At 71.9% G+C, this 18,427-nt stretch carries 18 protein-coding genes; 7 read left to right on the top strand and 11 right to left on the bottom strand.

All coding sequences use genetic code 11. The annotated features are described in order from the left end of the window. Nucleotides 1-28 precede the first annotated feature (28 nt). Together ACZ7L7_RS19665 and ACZ7L7_RS19660 are read left to right on the top strand one after the other, a co-directional pair. Nucleotides 29-1,051 (top strand): NADP-dependent oxidoreductase, encoded by a 1,023-nt coding sequence (locus tag ACZ7L7_RS19665; protein WP_471432001.1) that lies wholly within the window; start codon nt 29-31, stop codon nt 1,049-1,051. A 97-nt stretch (nt 1,052-1,148) separates the two neighbouring features. Then, nucleotides 1,149-1,568, top strand: coding sequence for an organic hydroperoxide resistance protein (locus ACZ7L7_RS19660; RefSeq protein WP_285516366.1), 420 nt, complete (start codon nt 1,149-1,151; stop codon nt 1,566-1,568). Nucleotides 1,569-1,639: 71 nt separating this feature from the next. Here the strand turns inward: ACZ7L7_RS19660 and ACZ7L7_RS19655 are convergent, their stop codons facing one another. Further along, nucleotides 1,640-2,791, bottom strand: coding sequence for a serine hydrolase domain-containing protein (locus ACZ7L7_RS19655; protein ID WP_285516365.1), 1,152 nt, complete (start codon nt 2,789-2,791; stop codon nt 1,640-1,642). Nucleotides 2,792-3,051: 260 nt separating this feature from the next. Between ACZ7L7_RS19655 and ACZ7L7_RS19650 the strand changes: the two genes are divergently transcribed. Continuing rightward, nucleotides 3,052-3,915, top strand: a complete 864-nt coding sequence (locus tag ACZ7L7_RS19650) for a hypothetical protein (protein WP_285516364.1) — start codon at nt 3,052-3,054, stop codon at nt 3,913-3,915. A gap of 45 nt (nt 3,916-3,960) precedes the next feature. Further along, nucleotides 3,961-4,782 carry an EI24 domain-containing protein gene (locus ACZ7L7_RS19645; RefSeq protein WP_285516363.1) on the top strand — a complete coding sequence of 274 codons (822 nt, stop codon included), beginning with the start codon at nt 3,961-3,963 and terminating at the stop codon, nt 4,780-4,782. Here ACZ7L7_RS19645 and ACZ7L7_RS19640 read toward each other — a convergent pair. Together ACZ7L7_RS19640 and ACZ7L7_RS19635 are read right to left on the bottom strand one after the other, a co-directional pair. Further along, nucleotides 4,742-5,956, bottom strand: coding sequence for a pyroglutamyl-peptidase I (locus ACZ7L7_RS19640; protein WP_285516362.1), 1,215 nt, complete (start codon nt 5,954-5,956; stop codon nt 4,742-4,744). The two genes, ACZ7L7_RS19645 and ACZ7L7_RS19640, sit on opposite strands and share 41 nt — an antisense overlap. A 90-nt stretch (nt 5,957-6,046) precedes the next feature. After that, the gene (locus ACZ7L7_RS19635; RefSeq protein ID WP_285516361.1) at nt 6,047-6,622 is read right to left on the bottom strand and encodes a TetR/AcrR family transcriptional regulator; all 576 of its coding nucleotides are present in this window, start codon (nt 6,620-6,622) and stop codon (nt 6,047-6,049) included. Nucleotides 6,623-6,724: 102 nt separating this feature from the next. Here ACZ7L7_RS19635 and ACZ7L7_RS19630 point away from each other — a divergent pair, with 102 nt between their 5' ends. Then, nucleotides 6,725-9,160 carry a beta-glucosidase gene (locus tag ACZ7L7_RS19630; protein ID WP_472076658.1) on the top strand — a complete coding sequence of 812 codons (2,436 nt, stop codon included), beginning with the start codon at nt 6,725-6,727 and terminating at the stop codon, nt 9,158-9,160. A 66-nt stretch (nt 9,161-9,226) separates the two neighbouring features. Here ACZ7L7_RS19630 and ACZ7L7_RS19625 read toward each other — a convergent pair whose 3' ends face one another. Continuing rightward, entirely contained in the window at nt 9,227-10,201 is a 975-nt protein-coding gene (locus ACZ7L7_RS19625; protein ID WP_285516359.1) for an aldose epimerase family protein, read from the bottom strand. A 15-nt stretch (nt 10,202-10,216) separates the two neighbouring features. Continuing rightward, entirely contained in the window at nt 10,217-11,119 is a 903-nt protein-coding gene (locus tag ACZ7L7_RS19620) for an SGNH/GDSL hydrolase family protein (protein ID WP_471593198.1), read from the bottom strand. A 256-nt stretch (nt 11,120-11,375) separates the two neighbouring features. Here ACZ7L7_RS19620 and ACZ7L7_RS19615 point away from each other — a divergent pair, with 256 nt between their 5' ends. Continuing rightward, on the top strand, nt 11,376-11,870 hold the full coding sequence (locus tag ACZ7L7_RS19615; protein ID WP_250754998.1) for a DUF3145 domain-containing protein: 495 nt from the start codon (nt 11,376-11,378) through the stop codon (nt 11,868-11,870). Nucleotides 11,871-11,937: 67 nt separating this feature from the next. On the opposite strand, the gene fabF is transcribed toward ACZ7L7_RS19615, so the two are convergent. The 5 genes from fabF to fasR form a co-directional block, all read right to left on the bottom strand. After that, entirely contained in the window at nt 11,938-13,209 is a 1,272-nt protein-coding gene (gene fabF / locus ACZ7L7_RS19610; protein WP_453606107.1) for a beta-ketoacyl-ACP synthase II, read from the bottom strand. 86 nt (nt 13,210-13,295) lie between these two features. After that, entirely contained in the window at nt 13,296-13,544 is a 249-nt protein-coding gene (locus ACZ7L7_RS19605) for an acyl carrier protein (protein WP_015660680.1), read from the bottom strand. 107 nt (nt 13,545-13,651) lie between these two features. Further along, nucleotides 13,652-14,653 (bottom strand): ketoacyl-ACP synthase III, encoded by a 1,002-nt coding sequence (locus tag ACZ7L7_RS19600; RefSeq protein WP_453606109.1) that lies wholly within the window; start codon nt 14,651-14,653, stop codon nt 13,652-13,654. 16 nt (nt 14,654-14,669) lie between these two features. Next, a complete protein-coding gene (locus ACZ7L7_RS19595) occupies nt 14,670-15,584 on the bottom strand; it encodes an ACP S-malonyltransferase (RefSeq protein WP_285516356.1) in 915 nt (304 codons plus the stop codon). Between the two features lie 89 nt (nt 15,585-15,673). Beyond that, nucleotides 15,674-16,879 carry a fatty acid biosynthesis transcriptional regulator FasR gene (fasR, locus tag ACZ7L7_RS19590; protein ID WP_285516355.1) on the bottom strand — a complete coding sequence of 402 codons (1,206 nt, stop codon included), beginning with the start codon at nt 16,877-16,879 and terminating at the stop codon, nt 15,674-15,676. 63 nt (nt 16,880-16,942) lie between these two features. Here fasR and ACZ7L7_RS19585 point away from each other — a divergent pair, with 63 nt between their 5' ends. After that, the gene (locus ACZ7L7_RS19585; protein WP_471432011.1) at nt 16,943-17,596 is read left to right on the top strand and encodes a pirin family protein; all 654 of its coding nucleotides are present in this window, start codon (nt 16,943-16,945) and stop codon (nt 17,594-17,596) included. Here ACZ7L7_RS19585 and ACZ7L7_RS19580 read toward each other — a convergent pair. After that, nucleotides 17,593-18,417, bottom strand: a complete 825-nt coding sequence (locus ACZ7L7_RS19580) for a serine hydrolase domain-containing protein (RefSeq protein ID WP_285516354.1) — start codon at nt 18,415-18,417, stop codon at nt 17,593-17,595. The two genes, ACZ7L7_RS19585 and ACZ7L7_RS19580, sit on opposite strands and share 4 nt — an antisense overlap. Between the last annotated feature and the right edge of the window lie 10 nt (nt 18,418-18,427).

The raw sequence follows: 18,427 nt of genomic DNA, 5'->3' as shown, positions 1-18,427 counted from the left end.
CTCTGAAGTACTCAGGAAGGTCACCCTCATGTCCGACACCCCCACGCTCCCCGCCGCCGGCCGCGAGTGGCACCTGCTCAGCCGCCCCGTCGGGTGGCCGAAGCCCGAGGACTTCGCCCTGGTGGAGGCGGAGATCCGGCAGCCGGGACCGGACGAGGTGCTGGTGCGGAACGCGTACCTCTCGGTCGACCCGTACATGAGGGGCCGGATGAGCGCGGCCAAGTCCTACGTCGCCCCCTTCGAGCTGAACAAGCCCATGCAGGGCGGCGCCGTCGGCGAGGTCCTCGCCTCGAACATCGACGGCATCGCCCCCGGCGACCACGTCCTGCACTTCGGCGGCTGGCGCGAGTACGCCACCGTCGGCGCCGCCCAGACCGTCAAGGTCGACGCGACGGCCGCGCCCCTGTCCACCTACCTCGGCGTACTCGGCATGACCGGCCTCACCGCCTACGCGGGCCTGCTGCGCACCGCGTCCTTCAAGGAGGGCGACACGGTCTTCGTCTCCGGCGCCGCCGGTGCCGTGGGCAGCCAGGTCGGCCAGATCGCCAAGCTCAAGGGCGCCTCCCGGGTCATCGGCTCGGCCGGTTCCGACGAGAAGGTGAAGCTGCTGGTCGAGGAGTACGGCTTCGACGCCGCCTTCAACTACAAGAACGGCCCCGTCGCCGAGCAGCTCAAGCAGGCCGCCCCGGACGGTATCGACGTCTACTTCGACAACGTCGGCGGCGACCACCTGGAGGCCGCCATCGGCCGGCTCAACCGGGACGGCCGGATCGCCGTCTGCGGGATGATCTCGGTCTACAACGACACCGAGCCCGCCCCCGGCCCGCGCAACCTCGCCCGCCTGATCCAGACCCGCGGACGCATCGAGGGCTTCCTGGTGGGCGACCACTACGACCTCCAGCCCCAGTTCGTGAAGGAGGTCGGCCCCTGGGTCGCCTCGGGCGCGCTGAAGTACCGCGAGACGGTCGTCGAGGGCATCGAGAACAACCTGGAGGCGTTCTTCGGGGTCCTGCGCGGCGACAACATCGGCAAGATGATCGTCAAGCTCTGACCCCTACTGCGGTTTTTCGGTATGCGGTAACTTCTTTCCGAAACCGTCGTCGATCGTGGGCGCGAGTCGCGGCGGACCGAGAAGGAGAAGACACCGCATGTCCATCCAGCAGACGGACGTCCTGTACACCGCCGTGGCCACCGCAGAGAACGGCCGCGACGGCCGGGTCGCCACCGACGACGGCAGGCTCGACGTGGTGGTGAACCCGCCGAAAGAGATGGGCGGCAGCGGCGCCGGGACCAACCCGGAGCAGCTGTTCGCCGCCGGCTACAGCGCCTGCTTCCAGGGCGCCCTCGGCGTGGTCGCCCGCCAGGAGGGCGCCGACGTCTCCGGCTCGACGGTCACCGCCAAGGTCGGCATCGGGCGCAACGACGAGGGCTTCGGCCTGATCGTGGAGATCTCCGCGAACATCCCGAACGTGGACGAGGAATCGGCCCGCGCCCTGCTGAAGAAGGCCCACGAGGTGTGCCCGTACTCCAAGGCGACCCGCGGGAACATCACCGTGACCCTGGTCTGACCGCGTTCGTTGCACAGCAGCGAAGGCCGCACCCTTGGACGTAGGGTGCGGCCTTCGTGCGTGGTCGTAGGTCACACGGCCAGCGCCGCCGTGTGCACCGCCCGCACCAGCCGTACGTTCTCGGGTGCCGCCCCGCCCGGGAACGCGCACCGGCGCCTGGTGTACCCGTAGGCAAGGCCGCTGCGCGGGTCGGCGAAGGCCTGGGCGCCGCCCGCCCCGCTGTGCCCGAAGGCGCCCGCGCCGAGGAACGGGTACCAGTTGTCCGCTGTGGCCTGGAAGCCCAGGCCGAACGCCTTGTGCGCCCGGGCCACCAGGTCGTAGCCCACGGAGTGGATCTGCCCGAACTCCGCGATGGTGTCCGGCTTCAGCAGCGGCGGCCGGTCGTCCACCTCGCTGATCGCCGCCGCGTACATCCCGGCCAGACCCCGCGCCGCGGCCACCCCGCCCGCCGAGGCGGGCCCCTTCGCGCGCACCAGACGGGAGTTGGCGTGGTCCACCAGCTCGCCCGGCTCCGGCACATGCGTGTTGAAGGCGATCGAGGAGAGCGTGTGCGGACCGGTCGCCTCGGCGTCCAGCAGCGCCTGCTGCTTCGGCGTCGGCGCCATCGGCTGCACCGAGCGGAAACGGGGTTCGAGCGCCTCGGGCAGCCCGAGGTAGAAGTCCAGGCCGTAGGGCGCGCGCACGCGGTCCTCGTACACCTCCTGGAGGGTGCGGCCGGTGGCCCGGCGCACCACCTCGCCCGTGAGCGCGCCGATGACCAGCGCGTGATAGCCGAAGGCGGTGCCGGGGCGCCAGAACGGCCGCTGGTCGGCGAGCCGCTCGGCGATCACCCGGTCGTCCGCCAGCTCCTCCGCGGAGAACCCGGCGTCCAGACCGACCAGCCCCGCCCGGTGCGCCAGCAGGTCGCGCAGCGTGAGTGCGCCCTTGCCCTCCGCGCCGAACTCCGGCCAGTAGTAGGTGACCTTGCGGTCCAGTTCGAGAGTGCCGTCCTGCACGAGAAGGGCGACCACCAGGTGCGCGGCGCCCTTGGTCGAGGAGAACACGCCGTACAGCGACCCGGCGTCGGCGCCGTCCCCCGCCCACAGATCGACGACCCTGCGCCCGTGTACATACGCGCACAACTGGCCCTCGTAGTCGGGCCGTTCCTCCGCCACGAAAGCGGCGAACTCCTCGCGCACCGCTTCAAAACCGTCCGCGACGGTGCCGTGAACCTCCGGCGTCATCCGCTCTCCTCGTTCTTCTCTGACCGCTGTGCGTGTGTGCCATGGTGAACCATGCCCTGACCCGCAGGGCCAATTCCCCACCGGCTGCCCCGCACCGTCCGACGACCGCCCGCGCCGTCGTGAAAATGCGTACGGCGAGGTGTACCCGTTCGACTCAACTGCACCTGTGAGGAGTTGGTGTCACCGATGCCCCGGATGGCGTACAGGGCACTGAGGAAGAGGGCATCCTGAGGGCGACGGTGCCGAGCCGAGGAGACCCGATGGCGACGATCCCGCCACTGCCCAGCAGGGACGACGTTCTGCGTATGGCCCGCAACACCACCGACATGACCGGCCAGCTCCTGGACACGGCCGGGAACCTCACCAGGATCGCCCTCAACACCTTCGACCCCAGGGACGGTTCGGGCACGGAGATGCTGCGCGTACTGCGCCGCACCACCGCCGAACTCGCCGAGGCCAGCGCCTCCCCGCAGGCCCAGCAGGCGTTCCAGCGCGTCGTCGACACCCTCGCCCGCCTCGGCACCACCGGCGCCCCGCTCGCCGTGCACCCGGTGAGCGAACCGGCCCAGGCGCTGCTCGCGGTGCTGGGCGACAGCCTGCTGCCGGTGCTGGACGCGGTGGAACCGGCCGTGGAGGAGTTCACCGCCGCCCTCGGTGAGCTGGTCGAGGCAGCCTCCCCGCTGCTCCCGGCGGGCGCGGGCCTGGTCGCGGGCGTCGTCCTCGCCCTGACCCCGGTGCTGCGCGCGGCGGCGGAGGTGCTGGAGGACGGCGGTCCCGAACTGCGCCGCATCGCCGACGCGTTGACCGCCGCGGTGGCCCCGCTGGTGCCGCTGCAGGTGTCCCTCGCCGAGCGCGCCGCCCACGCGGGCGCCGGTGTCGTACGCGCCGCCCTGCCGCCGCTCGCCGACCTCACCGAGGCCGCCGCCGCGACCACGAGGGCGGCCCGGCCGGTGCTGATCGCGGGTGAGGAGTTACTGGTGGCCGGTCTGGAACAGCTTCAGCCGCTGCTGCTGTCCGGCGCCGCCCGGGCCGGCCGGGTGGCCCGCGCGGCGGCGGTACGGGTGTCGGCGGCCGTGTCGCCGTCGGCGGAGCCCGGGGTGGTGGTGTCGGTGGCGGCGGGGTGACCGGCGCTTTCGAGGTGGCCGGGGGGTGGCCGATAGAGTTCGGCCATGCACGATCTCGGGGTGGGTTTCCGCTATCTCCTCAAGGGCCAGCGCTGGATGGCCCGGCACGGCAAGAGCTACGGCTTCGGGCTGATTCCCGGCCTGATCACGTTCGTTCTCTACGCCGCGGCCCTGGTCGCCCTCGCGCTGTGGGGCGACGACCTGGTGGCCTGGGCCACGCCGTTCGCCGACGACTGGTCGAGCCCCTGGCTCGGACTCTTCCGCGGCTTCCTCACGGTCCTGCTGTTCGCCCTCTCCCTGCTGCTGACCACGGTCACCTTCACCGCGGTCACGCTGCTGATCGGCCAGCCCTTCTACGAGAGCCTCTCCGAGCAGGTCGACCGGGACGTCTCCCCGGACGGCACCGCCCCCGAGTCGGGGCTGCCGCTCTGGCGCGAGCTGTGGATCTCCGGCCGCGACAGCCTCCGTATCGTCGTGCGGGCCGCGATCTGGGGCGTGCTGCTCTTCGCGCTGGGCTTCGTCCCGGTCGTCGGGCAGACGGTCGTGCCGGTGATCGGGTTCATGGTCACCGGCTACTTCCTCACCGAGGAGCTGACCGCGGTCGCCCTGCAGCGCCGCGAGATCGAACTCCGCGACCGGCTGCGCCTGCTGCGCGCCCGCCGGACCCTGGTGTGGGGCTTCGGCACGCCGCTCGGTGTGGCCTTCGTGGTGCCGTTCGTGGCGGTCTTCCTGATGCCGGGCGCGGTCGCGGGCGCGACCCTCATGGCGCGGGACCTGCTCGGTGAGGAGATCGCCGAGGACGACGACGAGGACACCGAGGAGGAGCTCAGCCCGCAGTCCGCAGGATCGCCCGCACCTGGTCGATGATGTCGAGCCGGTTGCGCACGAACTGGGGGTCGGTGACCTCCGTGGTGTTGCCCGGCCCGAACTGGAGCACCGGTGTGTGCACATGGCCCGCGGGCAGTGTGTCGCGCAGTCCGAGCCGGTCGCGCAGGAGTGTGGCGCGGTAGGCGATCTCGTTGGACAGGTAGTCACCGCCGCCACCGGCCCGCGCGGTCGAACCCGGAGTCGGCCCGTCCGGCCGCGTCACGGGCGTCGTACCGCCCGCCGGGATCTCGGTCACGGTGGTGTTGTCGTAGACGGGGAAGCGCCCGGTGTCCGCGGCCACGATCCGCTCGTACGGCAGGGTCGTGGTCGTCCACTGCGGCTGTGTGGCCGGGTCGTCGACCGGCACGAGGCCGGTGGTGCCGATGTTGTCGTTGTCCGGGAAACCGCCCCGCCAGGCCCCGTTGGTCCGCTCGACATCGAACCGCCCGACCCGCCCCTGGCTCACCGTGGTCAGCAGGTCGACGCACTTCAGGTACGGCCGCAGGGTCCGCTCCACGGTGCCGTCCGCGAAGTCCCGCCAGCGCACCGGGAACACCGCCGTCTCGATCCGCGCCGGACCGTCCGCGGTCTCGATCACCGTGCCGTCGAGCGCGAGCGCGGTCGCCCCGGAGGGGTTGGAGATCCGGATGTCCCGGTCCAGCGTGAACGGGTCGAACCCGGTGAGCAGGATCCGCTTGATGCCCTTGCCGCGCGGATACCGGATCGCGCTCTGCCCGCGCGAGGCCCGCTCCAACTCCCCGAGCAGTGCCGCCCGCTGCTCCTGGGAGAGCCCGAACTCCGGCTCCCAGGACCGCAGTTCCCTGGTCATCCCCAGCCGCGCCCAGTACAGCGGCCGGTCGTCGTCCCGGCTCAGGTCCCCGCCCGCGGGCCCCCGCCCCTGCGCCCGCTCCACCGCCCGCCGCCACAGCGCGCCGCCCTCCCGTACGACGACGGCACGGGCCCGCTCGTACGACCGCGCTCCCCGCAACGCCGCCGCGAACTCCGGTGCCACGGAGTCGAATCCGGACCGCCGCAGGATCTCCTGCGGCACCGCCCGGTCGAGCCTCAGCTCCTCCACCGTGGGCTGCTCGGCGGCGGTCGCGGTCGTGGGTGCGGTCAGTGTCGTGGCCAGCGCCAGGCCCAGGGCCCAGATCCCAACACGTATGAGATGCACGGGGGTTGCGGTCCTTCCGGTGCGGTGGAGGAACGTGATGTCAGTCCGCTTCCCCGCAACGGCGCACCGGAACCGGCGCTACCGCGCCATCTATTTCTCGCCCAGCAGGGTGAGGAAGTCCCGGAAGGCGCCTGGCATGTCCACCGACTCCGGGTCCAGCAGCCACTGGTACTGCAGGCCGTCCATCACCGCGACCAGCAGGGGAGCCGTGCGCTCCGGGGTGAGGCCGTTGGGCAGGCGGTCGCCGTACTCGGCACGCAGGACCTTCGCCATGGCGGCACGGACCCGGGTGTAGCGCCCGGTGAAGTACTCCTGTGCCGGGTGGTCCTCGGTGACGCTCTCGCCGAGCAGCGCCGAGAAGGTCTGGATGATGGCGGGCCGCATCGCGTTGTACTCCACCAGCGAGGCCAGCAGATCCACCCGCAACTGGGTGTTGGGCAGCGCGTCCCACTGGTCGCGCTCCTGGAGCACCGCCACCAGCAGCGCGTCCTTGGTCGGGAAGTAGTGCAGCAGCCCCTGCTGGGTGAGCCCGACCCGCTCCGCCACCGCGGCGAGGCTGGCCCCCCGGTACCCGCGCTCGGCGATCACCTCAAGGGCGGCCCGCACGATCTCGGCGCGGCGCTCCTCGCTCCTGACCCTGGCGTTCATGGCGTCACCGTACGGCATCGACCTGGCGTAAATATTACCGCACGATAACGAAACCTACCGCGTTACAGGTAGTGCGTGCACGATGGGGGCACGGCACGGACTCACCGAGGAGGCACCGTCATGGCGGGAACCCGCACCCAGGCCGACGAAGCGCGCGAGGCGGCCGCCGAGGCGGCCCTGGCCCGGCTCGACCTCGATGCGAAGACCCGGCTGCTCGCCGGCCAGGACATGTGGACCCTGCCCGCCCTCCCCGAGATCGGCCTCGCCCCCCTCGTCATGTCCGACGGTCCCATCGGCGTCCGGGGCGTGCGCTGGACCGCCGACGACCCCTCCGTCGCCCTGCCGTCCCCGACCGCCCTCGCCGCCACCTGGGACCCCCAACTCGCCCACCGCGCGGGTGTCCTGCTCGCCCAGGAGGCCCGCCGCAAGGGCGTGCACGTCCTGCTCGCGCCCACCGTCAACCTGCACCGCTCCCCGCTCGGCGGACGACACTTCGAGGCGTACAGCGAGGACCCGCTGCTCACCGGACTGATCGGCGCGGCCTATGTGGAGGGCGTCCAGTCCGGCGGCGTCGGCACCACCGTCAAGCACTTCGTCGCCAACGACGCCGAGACCGACCGCTTCACCGTGAACAACAAGGTGGGCGAACGCGCCCTGCGCGAGCTGTACTTGGCCCCCTTCGAGACCATCGTCGCCAAGGCCCGCCCGTGGGGCGTCATGACCGCCTACAACGCGGTCAACGGCACCACGATGACCGAGCACCACCACCTGGTGAACGAAGTCCTGCGCGGCGAATGGGGCTTCGACGGCGTGAACGTCTCCGACTGGATGGCCGCCCGCTCCACCACCGGCGCCATCGAGGGCGGCCTCGACATCGCCATGCCCGGCCCGGGCACCGTCTACGGACCGGCCCTCGCGGCGGCCGTGCGCTCCGGCGAGGTCGAGGAGGCACGCGTGGACGAGTCCGTACGCCGGGTGCTGCGGCTCGCCGCCCGCGTCGGCGCGCTCAAGGGCGCCGAGCCGGAGGTCACCGAGCCGCCCGCCGAGGTCGACGGCGAGGCGCTGGCCCGCGAGATCGCCCGCCGCTCCTTCGTCCTCGTCCGCAACGAGGGCGCACTGCCACTGCCGCCCGGCGGCTCGGTCGCGCTGATCGGTGCCGCCGCGCGCGACGCCCGTGTCCTCGGCGGCGGATCGGCCATCGTCTTCCCGGCCCGGACCGTCTCCCCGCTCGACGGACTGACCGCCGCCCTCCCCGAGGGCAGCCTCAGCTACGCCGTCGGCGCCGACCCCAGCACCGAACTCGCCGTCGCGGACAAGGGGTTCGCGCTGCGGGCCGTCTGCCGGGACGCGGACGGGCAGGTCATCGGCACCTGTTCCGCGCCCAACGGCCAGATCCAGTGGATGGGTTCGGACCTCCCCGACGGCGTCACCCACGACTGCCTGCACACCGTCGAACTCACCGGCACCTTCACCCCGCGCGAGCGCGGCCCGCACACCCTCGGCATCAAGGGCCGCGGCCACTTCGTCCTCACCGTCGCGGGCACGACGTACTTCGACGGCGTTCAGGGCACCGACCGGTCCGAGCCCTTCGCCGCGTTCTTCGGCGACCCCGAGCCGCGCGCCGTGGTCGAACTGACCGCGGGGGAGCCGGTCGAGGTCTCCCTCACCCACACCGTCAGCATCCCGGCGGACGCCCCCATCAAGGGCGTCGGCCTCACCCTCGTCCACCAGGAACCGCGCCGCGACCCGGACGAGCTGATCGCCGAGGCCGTGGCGGCCGCGCGGGCCGCCGACACCGCCGTGGTCGTGGTCGCCACCACCGAACTCGTGGAGTCGGAGGGCTTCGACCGCACCGACCTCACCCTGCCCGGCCGCCAGGACGACCTGGTCCGCGCCGTCGCCGCCGCCAACCCGCGCACCGTCGTCGTGGTCAACTCCGGCTCCCCGGTGGAGATGCCCTGGCGCGACGAGGTCGCCGCGGTGCTGCTGACCTGGTTCCCCGGCCAGGAGGGCGGCGCCGCCCTCGCCGACGTCCTCACCGGCGCCGAGGAACCCGGCGGACGCCTGCCCACCACCTGGGGCTCCCTCGCCGACGCCCCGGTCACCCGGGTCGCCCCCACCGACGGCGAACTGCCCTACACCGAGGGCGTCTTCATCGGCTACCGCGCCTGGGAACGCGAGGGCCGCACCCCCGCCCACCCCTTCGGCCACGGCCTCGGCTACACCACCTGGGCCTACGACTCCCTCGAACTCGACGGCACCACCGCCAAGGTCCGCGTCCGCAACACCGGCGACCGCCCCGGCCGCGAGGTCGTCCAGCTCTACGCCGCCCCCATCGAGCCCGACGCCGAGCGCCCGGCCCGCGAACTGGCCGGATTCGCCACGGTGAGCGCGGCACCGGGGGAGACGGTGGAGGCCGTGATCGACATCCCCCTGCGCACGTTCGAGATCTGGGACGAGAAGACCGGCTCGTGGTCGTTTGTGAAGGGTTCGTACGAGATCCAGGCCGGTCGCTCGATCACGGACCGCAGGCTCACCGGGACGATTAACGTCTGATCCGGGACCCTGTCCCCGAGCCCAGCCCCGGTCCGGGACCTGACGCCCGGACCGGGGCTGAATGCCCTACCGCGTCGAGAAGGCGTACACCGTCTGAGAGCGGTACACCTCGCCCGGCCTGAGCACCGTGGTCGGGAACTCCGGTCGGTTGGGGGAGTCGGGGAAGTGCTGGGTCTCCAGGGCGATGCCGTCGTTCGGGGCGTAGGGGGCACAGAGATGGTCGCCGGTGTAGAGCTGGAGGCCCGGTTCGGTCGTCGAGACCGTGAGGACGCGGCCGGACGCCGGGTCGTGCAGCTCGGCCACCTTCACGGGGGCGGCCGTGACGCCCTTGTCCAGCACGAAGTTGTGGTCGTACCCCGGGCCCGCCTCGCGCGGCTCACGGAAGTCGAAGCGGGTGCCCTCCACGGACTCCACACCGGTCGGGATCAGATCGGCGTCCACCGGAGTGAACCGGGAGGCGGCCAGGCGCAGTTCGTGTCCGGCCGCGCTGCCCGAGCCCGCCCCGGAGAGGTTGAAGTAGCTGTGGTTCGTCAGGTTCACCACGGTCGGCGCGTCCGTCACCGCCTCGTACGCGATCCGCAGCGCCCCGTCCGCGTCCAGGGTGTAGGTCGCCGACACCTCCAGGCGGCCCGGGAAGCCCTCCTCGCCGTGCGGCGAGACCCGGCTCAGCCGCACCCCGTGCGCGACCGGCTCCGCGTCCCACAGCCGCTCGTCGAAACCGCGCTCACCGCCGTGCAGACAGTTCGCCCCGCTGTTGACGGGAAGCGCGTACGACCAGCCGTCCAGCGTGAAGCGCCCCTTGGCGATCCGGTTGGCGTACCGGCCCACGAGGGCGCCGTAGTACGGCCCGGGATGCGCGGGATACCCGGCCGCCTCCTCGAACCCCAGCACCACGTTCGCGGCCACGCCGTCCCGGTCCGGGACCTCCACCGACTGCACGATCCCGCCGTACGTCAGCACCCGCACCCGCACCCCGGCCCGCTCCAGGGTCCAGCGGTGCACGGCCGTGCCGTCGGAAAGTGTGCCGAAGAGTTCGTTCATGTGCGGAACTTTAAGTCACGGCGACTTCGCCGTGATCGCCCGGTAGGCGGTCTCGGCCAGCTTCGCCTGGCCGTCCACGCTCGGATGGAACATGTCCCAGCGGCTGAGCTGGTCCGTGCCGAACCGGATCGAGTGCACCGCGCCCCCGTCGAACCGGCACCGCCTGTCCTTCGCGCACACCTCCTTCAGCACCGTGTTGTAGTCCTCCACCCGCTCCCGCACCGTGTTCCGCCGCTCGGTCGCCGCCGCGTCCGTCGAGTCCGCGTCGGCGAGCATCGACTGGCAGATACCGGCCCACTTCCACACCTGCTTCCCCAGCGGATCGGTCCTCCCCTGCGACCACAGCCGCTCCAGGTCCGGCACGCTCGCCACGAACACCTGCGCCTTGGGCGCCGCCCCGCGCAGGGTCCGCATCGACTCCTCGAACCGCGCCCGGAAGTCGGCCACCGACGTCATCGCCGCGGCGCTGTCCCGGCAGGCGTCATTGGCCCCCACCAAAACCGTCACCAGCTCCGGCCGCCGGGTCGCCGCCCGCGCCATCTGCCCCGGCAGATCCGCGATCCGCGCCCCGGTCACCGCGTAGTTCCAGCTGTTCTGTGCCGCCTTGGCCGCGCCCAGCAGCCGTACCGCGAGACTGTCCACCTCCTCGCTGGTGCCGGTCGCCCACGAGACCTCCTTGCAGTCCGAGAGCACCGAGCAGGCGTCGAAGCCGGTGGTGATGGAGTCGCCGACGGCCGCGACCGACTCAGGACTGCTGTCCCACGCCGGCGTCGGCTTCGGGCTCGGCTTGCCCCGCTGCACGTTCGTCCCCGAGGGTCCCGGTGAGTTCCCCCCGACGGCGTCGCAGCCGGCCAGTCCGAGAACCGCCGCGGACACCGCGGCGAGTAAGGCAAGTGAGCGGTGACCGGTCCTGTGCATCCGCTGCTGATCCCCTCGCTCGACGACCGAGTTCCCCCTCCCCATACAACGTGCGGGAGTTCCCGGGCGCGCGCGATGCAACGGTTGGGCCCCGTACAGGCGTCCTGCCGGGTGAATGGCGAGCGTTTCACGGCACCGGGACCGACGGTACGTCACACTCCTTGCGCCGCCGCACGGTAGCCTCGCCATCAACGTGGCCCTGCCGCCACGGCCGTCCACCAGTTCGCAAGATGTCCCGCTCAGCCCGGAGGTCCCGGTGACGACACGTGGAGTTCTGTACGTGCACTCCGCGCCGCGCGCGCTGTGCCCGCACGTCGAGTGGGCCGTCGCCGGGGTGCTCGGCACGCGCGTCAACCTCGACTGGATCCGGCAGCCCGCCGCGCCCGGCACCTGGCGCTCGGAGTTCTCCTGGCAGGGCCAGCCCGGCACCGCGTCGAAGCTGGCGTCCGCCCTCAGGGGCTGGCACCTGCTGCGCTTCGAGGTGACCGCGGAACCCTGCCCCACCGCCGAGGGCGAGCGCTACAGCTGCACCCCCGACCTCGGTATCTTCCACGCCGTCACCGGCATCCACGGCGACATCCTCATCCCGGAGGACCGGCTGCGCGCGGCCCTGCAGCGCAGCCAGCGCGGGGAGACGGACCTGGAGGCGGAACTGTCCAAGCTGCTCGGCAAGCCCTGGGACGACGAGTTGGAGCCGTTCCGGTACGCGGGCGAGGGCGCCCCGGTGCGCTGGCTGCACCAAGTCGTCTGAGACGAACCGAAAGGGCCTGCCACCTCTGACGAGGTGGCAGGCCCTTTCACATGCCCGAGGGCGATGGTCAGACGGTGCGGAACGCCAGCACCACGTTGTGACCGCCGAAGCCGAACGAGTCGTTCAGCGCGGCGATCCGGCCCTCGACCGGCAGCTTGCGGGCCTCGCCGCGGACCACGTCCGCGTTGGCCTCGGCCTCCGGGTCGATGGTGTCGACGTTGATGGTCGGCGGGGCCACCCGGTGGTACAGGGCGAGCACGGTCGCGACCGACTCGACACCGCCCGCGCCGCCGAGCAGATGCCCGGTCATCGACTTGGTCGCGGAGACCGCCATGTGGTCGGTGTCGTCGCCGAACACCTTGCGCAGCGCCTTCAGCTCCGCGATGTCACCGGCCGGCGTCGAGGTGGCGTGCGCGTTGACGTGCACGATCTCCGACGGCTGGAGGTCGGTGCGGTCCATCAGGTTCTGCAGGGCGTGCGCGATACCGCGGCCCTCCGGCTCCGGCTGCACGATGTCGTGGCTGTCGGCGGAGATGCCCTGCCCGACCGCCTCGGCGTACACCCGGGCGCCCCGCTTGGCGGCGTGCTCGGCGGACTCCAGGACGATCACACCGGCGCCCTCGCCGAGGACGAAACCGTCCCGCGCGAGGTCGTAGGGGCGCGAGGCGCCCTCGGGGTCGTCGTTGTTCTTGGACATCGCCATCATGTTGCCGAACGCGGCGATGGGCAGCGGGTGGATCGCCGCCTCGGTGCCGCCGGCGACGACCACGTCGGCACGGCCGGTGCGGATCATCTCGATGGCGTAGCCGATGGCCTCGGCGCCCGAGGCGCACGCGGAGACCGGCGTGTGCACGCCCGCGCGGGCGCCCACGGCCAGACCCACGTTCGCGGAGGGGCTGTTCGGCATCAGCATGGGGACGGTGTGCGGGGAGACGCGGCGGACGCCCTTCTCCTTGAGCACGTCGTACTGGTCGAGCAGGGTCGTCACGCCACCGATGCCGGAGGCGATGACCGCACCGAGCCGGTCCGGGTCGACGGAGGAGTCCTCACCGGCCTTGTCGGTGAAACCGGCGTCGGCCCAGGCCTCCTTCGCGGCGATCAGCGCGAACTGGGCCGAGCGGTCCAGTCGGCGGGCCTGCGGACGCGGGATCACCTCGGAGGGCTCCACGGCGACCGGCGCTGCGATACGGACCGCCTGGTCCGCGGCCCAGTCCTGGTCGAGGGGCTTGACGCCGGAACGTCCGGCGACGAGGCCCTCCCAGGTAGAGGCCGCGTCGCCACCCAGCGGTGTGGTTGCGCCGATACCGGTGACGACCACGGTGCGATTGGTCGAGCTCACGGGAATTCTTTCTCCAACGGGATACGAGGATTCAGCGGCGCCACCGCCGGGTGGCGGGGCCGGGCACATCCGGCCTAAGCGGAAACTCAGGCCTGGTGCTTGAGGATGTAGTCGGTCGCGTCGCCGACCGTCTTGAGGTTCTTCACGTCCTCGTCCGGGATCTTGACGTCGAAGCGCTCTTCGGCGGCGACGACGACCTCGACCATGGACAGGGAGTCGACGTCCAGGTCGTCGGTGAAGGACTTGTCCAGCTGGACGTCCTCGACCGGGATGCCGGCGATCTCGTTCACGATGTCGGCGAGACCGGCGACGATCTCTTCCTGAGTGGCGGCCATGTCAGGCGCTCCTTCGTAGTAATCCAGAGGGTTTGGCAAGCGCCCGCCGCGTCAGCGGCGAGCAGGTACAGCCGGTCCGGACCGAGTGAAGATCCGGCACGGAGTGCCTAGGGGAGGGTAACGACAGTGGCGGCGTAGACGAGACCCGCCCCGAAGCCGATGACGAGCGCGGTGTCGCCACTCTTCGCCGCGCCGGTCGCCAGGAGCCGCTCCATCGCGAGCGGAATCGAGGCGGCCGAGGTGTTGCCGGTGGTGCGGATGTCGCGGGCGACCGTGACATGCTCCGGCAGTTTCAGCGTCTTCACCATCGAGTCGATGATCCGCTCGTTGGCCTGGTGGGGAATGAAGACGTCCAGGTCGTCCGGGGTGATCCCGGCCGCGTCCAGCGCCTGCTGGGCGACCTTCGCCATCTCGAACACGGCCCAGCGGAACACCGCCTGGCCCTCCTGCGTGATCGCAGGGAACTTGTCGACCTCGCCGGTGCGGTAGTCCGTCCACGGCACGGTCTGCTTGATGGTCTCGGCCTTGTCGCCCTCGGAGCCCCAGACGGTGGGGCCGATGGCGGGCTCCTCGGAAGGGCCCACGACGACCGCTCCGGCGCCGTCGCCGAACAGGAAGGCCGTCGCGCGGTCCTCCAGGTCGGTCAGGTCCGAGAGCCGCTCCACGCCGATGACCAGCACGTACTCGGCGCTGCCCTCGACGATCATGCCCTTGGCGAGGGTCAGGCCGTAGCCGAAGCCCGCGCAGCCGGCCGAGATGTCGAAAGCGGCGGCCTTGTCGGTGCCCAGCTTGTCGGCGATTTCGGTGGCGACGGCCGGGGTCTGCTTGAAGTGCGAGACGGTCGAGACGATCACGCCGCCGATCTGCTCGGCGGAGATCCCGGCGTCGGCGATGGCCTTGCCGGACGCCTCGATCGACATGGCGGCCACGGTCTCCTCGTCGGAGGCCCAGTGCCGGGTCTCGATCCCGGAGCGCGAGCGGATCCACTCGTCGGAGGAGTCGATCTTTTCGAGGATCACCTCGTTCGGCACGACCCGGGTGGGACGGTAGCCGCCCACACCGAGGATGCGCGCGTACGGGGCACCCTTGCTGGGCCTGATCTTCGCCATCTGCTCGGACTCCTTGTCAGGCACTGTGCTCGGCGATGAGCTCGCGAGCCGCGTCGAGGTCGTCGGGGGTCTTCAGGGCGAGCGTCTTCACGCCGGGCAGGGCGCGCTTGGCGAGGCCGGTCAGGGTGCCGCCGGGGCACACCTCCAGCAGCGCGGTGACGCCGAGCTCCTTGAAGGTCTCCATGCACAGGTCCCAGCGGACCGGGTTGGCGACCTGGCCGACCAGGCGCTGCAGCACCTCGGCGCCGGTGGCCACCGTCCGGCCGTCCTTGTTGGAGACGTAGGCGACCTTCGGGTCGTTCGCGGACAGCTCCTTGGCGGCCTCGGCGAGCGCGTCCACGGCGGGTGCCATGTGATGCGTGTGGAAGGCGCCGGCGACCTTCAGCGGGACGACCTTGCGCACGCCCTCGGGCTTGTCCTCGGCGAGCGCGGCGAGCTGCTCCAGGGTGCCCGCGGCCACGATCTGACCGGCGCCGTTGATGTTCGCCGGGGTCAGGCCGAGCTTCTCCAGGTGCGCGACCGAGGTCTCGGGGTCGCCGCCGAGCAGCGCCGACATCCCGGTCTCGGTGATCGCGGCGGCCTCGGCCATGGCGAGCCCGCGCCTGCGTACGAGGGTGAGGGCGGCGGTGTCGTCCAGGACGCCCGCGAAGGCGGCGGCGGTGATCTCACCGACGCTGTGCCCGGCGACGGCGCCCGGGGTGACGGCACCCAGTGCCGCGGCGGACAGGATTCCGGCAGCCACCAGCAGCGGCTGGGCCACCGACGTGTCCCGGATCTCGTCCGCGTCGGCCTTGGTGCCGTAGTGGACGAGATCGAGGCCGACGGCGTCGGACCAGGCGGCGACGCGGTCAGCGGCGCCGGGCAGGTCGAGCCAGGGAGTCAGGAAGCCGGGCGTCTGGGCGCCCTGGCCGGGAGCGACGAGTACGAGCACTCTCACACTCTCTCTTGTGGACGGCCACGGCCGCCCGTGGGGACAGGGACGAAGAACAGCAGGGGGTTTTGTGGGCCCCCGACAAAACCCTACGGCTGGAGATCGCCGTCGACCAGACGCCCCAGGATCAGCGCGATCCGCAGCGTGAACGCTGAACGTACGTCCGAAGGCGACCAGCCGGTGACGTCAGTCACACGTCGAAGCCGGTAGCGCACGGTGTTGGGGTGCACGAACAGCATCCGGGCGGCGCCCTCAAGGCTGCTCGCCTGTTCCAGATAGACCGAGAGGGTCTCCAGGAGTGCGGAGCCGGCCTCCTCCAGCGGTCTGTAGATCTCCTCCACCAACTGCTCGCGCGCGCTGGGATCTCCGGCGATCGCGCGCTCCGGAAGCAGGTCGTCCGCCAGGACGGGCCGGGGGGCGTCCTGCCAGGCGGCGCACGCCTTCAGCCCGGCGGCCGCGGCCTGCGCGGACCGGGTGGCGGCCAGCAGGTCCGGCACGATCGGCCCGGCCACCACCGGTCCGGCGGCATACGGGCCGATCAGGGACTTCGCGACGGCGAGCGGGTTGTCGCTGCCGCCCGCGATCACCACGAGCCGGTCGCCGAGCACCCCGGTGAGCACCTGGAGCTTGGCGTGCCGGGCGGCCCGCCGGATCGCCTCCACGGTCAGCTCGGAGTCCCCGTCGGGCGCGGTCCCGAGCACCACGCAGACGTGCTCCGGGGAGTTCCAGCCGAGCGCGGCGGCCCGGGAGACGGCGCCCTCGTCGGCCTCGCCGCTGAGCACGGCGTTGACCACCAGCGACTCCAGGCGGGCGTCCCAGGCACCGCGTGCCTCGGCGGCCTGGGCGTAGACCTGGGCGGTGGCGAAGGCGATCTCGCGGGCGTAGACGAGCAGGGCCTCGCGCAGCACGGACTCGTCGCCTGGCGCGGCCACCTCGTCGATGGCGGACTCCATGACCTCGATGGTGGTGCGCACCATCTCCACGGTCTGCCGCAGTGTGATGGCCCGGGTCAGCTCGCGCGGGGCGGTGCCGAAGACGTCCGTGGAGATCGCCTGTGGGGCGTCCGGGTGCCGGAACCACTCGGTGAACGCCGCGATACCGGCCTGGGCGACCAGGCCGATCCAGGAACGGTTCTCCGGGGGCATCGCCCGGTACCACGGCAGGGTCTCGTCCATGCGCGTGATCGCCTGGGCGGCGAGGGAGCCGGAGGACTTCTCCAGCCGCTTCAGGGTCGCTGCGTGCGGGTGGACGTCATGCGCTGCGGCTTCGGGCTTGTGGGCTTCGGGTTCGGGCACGGGGACAAGACTGCCTTATCCGGACGGGGGAGTGCGCCGTCGGGGTCTACGGTGGGGTCCGTGATGGACGTACGGCGCGCTGACGAGCGCTACCCAGGCGGCGACGAGGAGACCGGAATCACCTCCCGGCACGCCTTCTCCTTCGGTCCCCACTACGACCCGGACAACCTCCGGTTCGGCGCGATGATCGCCTGCAACGAGGAGCGCCTGGCGCCCGGCGCGGGCTTCGACGAGCACCCGCACAGCCACACCGAGATCGTGACCTGGGTGGTGGCGGGCGAGCTGACCCACCGCGACTCGACGGGACACGAGACGAAGGTACGGGCCGGTGACGTGCAGCGCCTGAGCGCCGCCTCGGGCGTGCGGCACGTGGAGCGCAACGACGGCGACACGCCCCTGACCTTCGTCCAGACCTGGCTGGCCCCGCTGGAGCCGGGCGGCGATCCGTCGTACGACCACGTCCCCGGCATCGCCGACTCCACGCCGTACGCCGTCCCCGAGGCCGGCACCCTGCTCCACGTCCGCCGCCTGACCCCGGGCGAGCGCACGGCGGTACCGGACGCGGAACGGGTCTACGTCCATGTGGTGCGCGGCGAGATCCGGCTGGGCGCGGAGACCCTGGGGCCGGGGGACGCGGCCCGGATCAGCGGGGAGCCGGACCTGGAGGCGGTCGGGGTGACCGCGGCGGAACTGCTGATCTGGGAGATGTCGGTCTAGCGGGTACGCACCTCGGCCAGCACGGCATCGGTGAACGCGGGCCACGCCTCGATCGCCCAGGGCCCGAAGGCCCGGTCGGTCAGCGCCACGCAGGCGACCCCCGCGTCCGGGTCGATCCACAGGAAGGTGCCGGACTGCCCGAAGTGCCCGAAGGTACGCGGCGAGGACGCCGACCCCGTCCAGTGGGGCGCCTTCCCGTCCCGGATCTCGAACCCGAGCCCCCAGTCATTGGGGTTCTGGTGCCCGTACCCCGGCAACACGCCCTTGGTCCCCGGGTACTGCACGCTCATGGCCTCGGCGACGGTCCGGGGATCGAGCAGCCGGGGTGCCTGCACCTCGGCGGCGAACCGCAGCAGATCCTCGACGCTGGACACACCGTCCTTGGCGCAGGACCCCTCCAGCGAGGTCGCCCCCATCCCCAGCGGCTCCAGCACGGCCTGCCGCAGATACTCCGCGAACGGGATGTCGGCCGCCTTGGCGATGTGGTCCCCGAGCTGCTCGAACCCGGCGTTGGAGTACAGCCGCCGCTCCCCGGGCGGCGCCATCACCCGGTGCTCGTCGAAGGCCAGCCCCGAGGTGTGCGCGAGCAGATGTCGCACGGTGGCGCCCTCGGGTCCGGCAGCCTCGTCCAGCTCGACGGCGCCCTCCTCGTAGGCGACGAGCGCGGCGTACGCGGCCAGCGGCTTGGTCACGGACGCCAGCGGAAACCGCCGCGCCACGTCCCCGTGCACCCCGAGGACAGTGCCGTCCGCCCGCACCACGCCGGCGGCGGCGTGCGGAACGGGCCAGTTTTCGATCAACGCGAGACTGCTCAGCGACATGCCTGGAGCC

This window comes from Streptomyces sp. NPDC110618, assembly GCF_055657065.1.
Note: the sequence above shows the minus strand (reverse complement) of the source record. Positions and strands in the feature narration are given on the sequence as shown.